We start from the raw sequence: 3774 nt of genomic DNA, 5'->3' as shown, positions 1-3774 counted from the left end.
CAAGGCTTGGAACAGGCCGCTCATACATTCGGGATCATTAGATCGCTGAATCTCACAGGCGCATCCGTCGATATCACCATCGACTGCCTTGTTATGGGGGCTTTCCGTAGTTCTACATAAGAGCGAGCGAGCTTTACACCGACGCCCGCTCGCTTTACCTCCACCCATGAGCGAACACACGACCTCCGCGACGACCCGGCCCTCCTCACGGAAACGCTACAAACGCATCGCGTACGGTCTGCTCGGCGCCGGTATCCTCGCCCTGTGGATCGGTATCGCGGTCGACCGCTTCGTCCTCGGCGTGGCCCTGTATTGGGCCGGCGGCCTCGGCATGGGGCTCGTCCAGCGGTTCAGCCCCGTCGAACTGTACGACGAGCGCGACGGCACCATCAGCCGCAAGGCCAGCCAGACAACGATGAACGGCTTCGCATACGTCTTCGTCCTCGGGACGCCCGGCGGACTCGCATTACAGGAGAGCGGCCTCGTCACGCTCCCGGGCGAGTTCTACGGCGCGACCTGGATCCTCTTCGGGGTCTTCGTCGTGTTCGGCGCGTCCCATCTCTACTACAAGCGGCGCACATGAGAAACGACATCCCTGACAAACGCACCGAGACCGACGAGAGCCAGGCCGACCTCGCCGCCGCCGTCGGGGTCACCCGCCAGACGATCAACGCGATCGAACGCGAGCGCTACGACCCGTCGCTGGAGCTGGCGTTCGCGCTCGCGGATCACTTCGACTGCCGGATCGAGGACGTCTTCGAGCCGGACGACTGATCACTTCGGCGTCGCCACGACGCCGAGGTGGTCCTCGTGGAACCGGTCGAGCCGCCGCGTCTCGACGATCTCGTACGCCTCCCGGAGCCGGTCGAGCGCCCCCTCGAACACCGCCTCCGGCGCCGCAGTCACGTCCTCGCTGCGCGCCTTGATCGCGAGCAGCAGCCGCCCGTCGTCGGCGAGGAACCGAGCGTTGCGGGCGGCCACCTCGGCCTGCCCGCGCGTGGCCACGTCCTGAACGACGGCGTCGACATCGCGCTCGACGACGTGCGCGTACGTCTCCGGCTTCCGCGCGTCCTTGAGCAGCGGGAACAGTCGGTCGCGCGGCGCGGCGGCGTCGAGCAGGTCCCGCGCCGGGCGCGGCGCGAACTCGACCGCGTAGGTGGGGCCCGCGAAGTCGGCGACGTGGCTCACCGTGGTGCCGCTCGCGGCGCCGAGATAGAGGACGGTCTCGCCGCCAGTCAGACCGGTCTCCAGCCCGAGTTCGAGCATCCCCCCGAGCTTCGACCGTTCTGGGTCCCACGCGCGCCAGCCGTCGGCGGTCGGCTCGCCGTACACCGGCTCGCCGCGGGTCGCCAACCGCTCCTCGCCGGCTATCTCACGCCGTTCGACGCCGTCGGGGAGGGTCGGCTCACTCATCGCCGGCCTCCGCGGCATCCGGCTCGTCGGTGTCCGCCCGCGCTCGGATCGTCGCCATCCGCTCGCGGAGGTCGGCGTGGAGCTGCGACCGCCGCTCTCCGGCGTAGTGGTCGGCGCGCGCCGCGAGCGTCAGCTTCCCGGCGAGTGCCCGCGCGGCCGAGCCGCGGTCAGCGGGTCGGGTGCCGCGGACGTACTCGTGCGTGTAGATGATCCCGTGCTTCGGGGACGGCGCCCGCCCCGAGAGGTGCGCGAACAGCGCGTCCTCGGCGCCGAGGACCTGGACCGTGCCGGACGGCTTCTTCGCGAGCGACTCTAACCCGCCGGCGAGCGCGATCAGCCGCGCGGCCAGCTCCGGGCCGGCCATCTCGGAGAGGTTTGGGGCGACGGCGGGCGCAGTCCGACCGATCGTCTCCGCGAGCTCGGCCCGCTCGTCGTCGAGTTCGGCGGCGCGCGCCGCGAGCGAGACGGCCCGCCGCTCGACTTCGCTCTCGGGTTCGCGCGCCGCGACCGCTCGCGCTCCCTCGATCCCCGGCTCGACCTCGTCGAAGAGGCTCCCCGCCCACTCGACGGCGCGCTCGGCGAGCTCGTTCGCGGTGCGCTCGGCGTCGTCCATGGCCCGGACCGCGTGAATCAGCTGCGCGTCGTCGGCGCGCTCCCGCTCGCGGACCGCCTCGCGGGTCGCGCGCGTCGCCGCGGCCTTGAGCCGGTCGTAGTACTCGTCGGTCGAGTCGGCGGCCCCGGACTCGACGGCGCGTACGGGCCAGTCGGCGGGCGACGCGGCCGTTCCCTCGCGCACCCGCGCCGCGGCTCTCGCCGCGGCGTCGCTCTCGGTATCGGTATCTTCGGTCGCGCCCGACGGTAGCGCTTCGAACCAGCCCTCCGCGCCGTCGGACGCCGCGCTCGCGTCCGGTCCGGCGTCGGTGTCGCTCATTGCCGGCGGCTACTCGCCCCGACGGTATAGACGTTCCCGATGCGACCCGCAGGTTACGCCGCCGCGTCGACCTCGGCGCCATCGCCGAGATCGTCGGCGTCGCCTCCGTCGTCACCGTCGTCGGCGAACAGCCCGCCCGCGCCGGACTTCAGTTCCGCGAGCGTCGCGCCCGCCAGCCCGCCGAGCGCGCCGCCGGTGCTGGCCGCGTTCCGGCTCCACAGTCCGCCGACCGCGGCGCCCACCGCGGCGCCGACGGCCGCGTACTTCGCCCTGCTCAACGCCGTTCGGATTCGTGATCCCATACCTCTCCTTTCTTGTCGGCTCATAAAAGTGTGTCTGGGAAAGCCACGGATTGGTCCCACTGATACGGTTCTGCGCGGTCGACGGGGTCCGGTACGGTCAACGAAGTGCGATTCGGCGCTTCGCGGTCGGGGCGCGGCGAGAAGTCGCTTCGGTGGTTCGGCCGGAAAGGGGCCGTGCCCCTGCTGGTCACTGAAGCCGCTTCGTCGTCTCCACGAGGGGGTGGCGCGCGTAGTCGACGATCTCGATGTCGTCGACGACGCGGAGGCCCTCCTTCTCGGCGGTCTTCGCCATCCCCAGGTCGACCGGCGTTCGCGGCACGATCACGTACGCGTCCATCGACTCGATGCCCGCTTCACGGGCGGCCATGGCCCGGTGATGCCCGTCGGCGAGGTAGAGCGTCCCGTCGTTGTCGATGACGACGAGCGGCTCCGCGAGCCCGTGTTCGAGCTCGTACTGCCGGCCCTCCAGCTCGTCGGCGTACACGCGGGCCTGCGTCGGCGTCAGGTCCGCGATCGCCACCTCGCGGCGCTCCTCGTCGAGGTCGACGCCGTGGATCTGCGAGAGGGTGCGCATCAGCTTCCCGACCTTGCCGGGCGTCGCGCGCTCGATCTGCGAGCGGACCACGTCCGTGTTCGAGATGATCCCGACGAGGTTGTCCGCGTCGTCGACGACCGGGAGCCGCTGGATCCCCGAGCGCAAGATCACGCGGGCGGCGTCGGTCACCTTCATATCGGGGTGCGCGACGATCAGGTCCTCCGTCATCACCGTGAAAACGGGTGCGTCGTCCTCGGCGAGCAGCAGGTCCCCCGCCGCGACGAACCCCTCGACGGTGCGGCCCTGCGTGACGGGGAACCCGTTGTGCCCGTCGCTGTCGGCCATGCGGCGCGCGACGGTTGCCACCGTCTCGTCCGGGCTGACCGTCTCCACCTCCCGGGTCATGTACTCGCCGACCGTCGGTTTCCCGCTCATCGTCCGCCGTACACGCTCGCGGAATAAAAGAGGGCGGGGGTGACGGCGTCCCGAGCGGCTATCACTCTTCGCCCGACCGGCCCTCGCCGTTCGGCCGTCCTTCCCCGCCCGATCGTGTCTCTCCACGCCCGGCACTACCAGCCCGCCCGTCACTCGCC

6 protein-coding genes and 1 pseudogene are annotated in these 3774 nt (G+C 70.9%); 3 read left to right on the top strand and 4 right to left on the bottom strand.

Features of this window, described 5'->3' with window-relative positions:
• The 3 genes and pseudogenes from B9G49_RS16395 to B9G49_RS15785 all read left to right on the top strand — a co-directional run.
• Positions 1-120: pseudogene (locus tag B9G49_RS16395) on the top strand (IS1595 family transposase); the annotation flags it as partial.
• Positions 121-166: 46 nt separating this feature from the next.
• The gene (locus B9G49_RS15790) at positions 167-583 is read left to right on the top strand and encodes a DUF2178 domain-containing protein (protein ID WP_086217006.1); all 417 of its coding nucleotides are present in this window, start codon (positions 167-169) and stop codon (positions 581-583) included.
• Positions 580-774 carry a helix-turn-helix transcriptional regulator gene (locus tag B9G49_RS15785; RefSeq protein WP_086217005.1) on the top strand — a complete coding sequence of 65 codons (195 nt, stop codon included), beginning with the start codon at positions 580-582 and terminating at the stop codon, positions 772-774. Before B9G49_RS15790 ends, B9G49_RS15785 begins: the two co-directional genes overlap by 4 nt.
• Here the strand turns inward: B9G49_RS15785 and B9G49_RS15780 are convergent, their stop codons facing one another.
• The 4 genes from B9G49_RS15780 to B9G49_RS15765 all read right to left on the bottom strand — a co-directional run bounded on the left by B9G49_RS15780 (position 775) and on the right by B9G49_RS15765 (position 3616).
• Positions 775-1413 (bottom strand): fibrillarin-like rRNA/tRNA 2'-O-methyltransferase, encoded by a 639-nt coding sequence (locus tag B9G49_RS15780; RefSeq protein ID WP_049932809.1) that lies wholly within the window; start codon positions 1411-1413, stop codon positions 775-777.
• Positions 1406-2344 carry an NOP5/NOP56 family protein gene (locus B9G49_RS15775; protein WP_086217004.1) on the bottom strand — a complete coding sequence of 313 codons (939 nt, stop codon included), beginning with the start codon at positions 2342-2344 and terminating at the stop codon, positions 1406-1408. Before B9G49_RS15775 ends, B9G49_RS15780 begins: the two co-directional genes overlap by 8 nt.
• 53 nt (positions 2345-2397) lie before the next feature.
• Positions 2398-2646, bottom strand: a complete 249-nt coding sequence (locus tag B9G49_RS15770) for a glycine zipper domain-containing protein (RefSeq protein WP_086217003.1) — start codon at positions 2644-2646, stop codon at positions 2398-2400.
• A 187-nt stretch (positions 2647-2833) separates the two neighbouring features.
• Positions 2834-3616, bottom strand: a complete 783-nt coding sequence (locus B9G49_RS15765) for a CBS domain-containing protein (protein WP_049932802.1) — start codon at positions 3614-3616, stop codon at positions 2834-2836.
• Between the last annotated feature and the right edge of the window lie 158 nt (positions 3617-3774).

This window comes from Halorubrum sp. SD683 (genome assembly GCF_002135045.1).
Lineage (GTDB): Archaea > Halobacteriota > Halobacteria > Halobacteriales > Haloferacaceae > Halorubrum > Halorubrum ezzemoulense.
The sequence above is the reverse complement of the archived record's forward strand: the minus strand, read 5'-3'. Positions and strand labels throughout refer to the sequence as shown.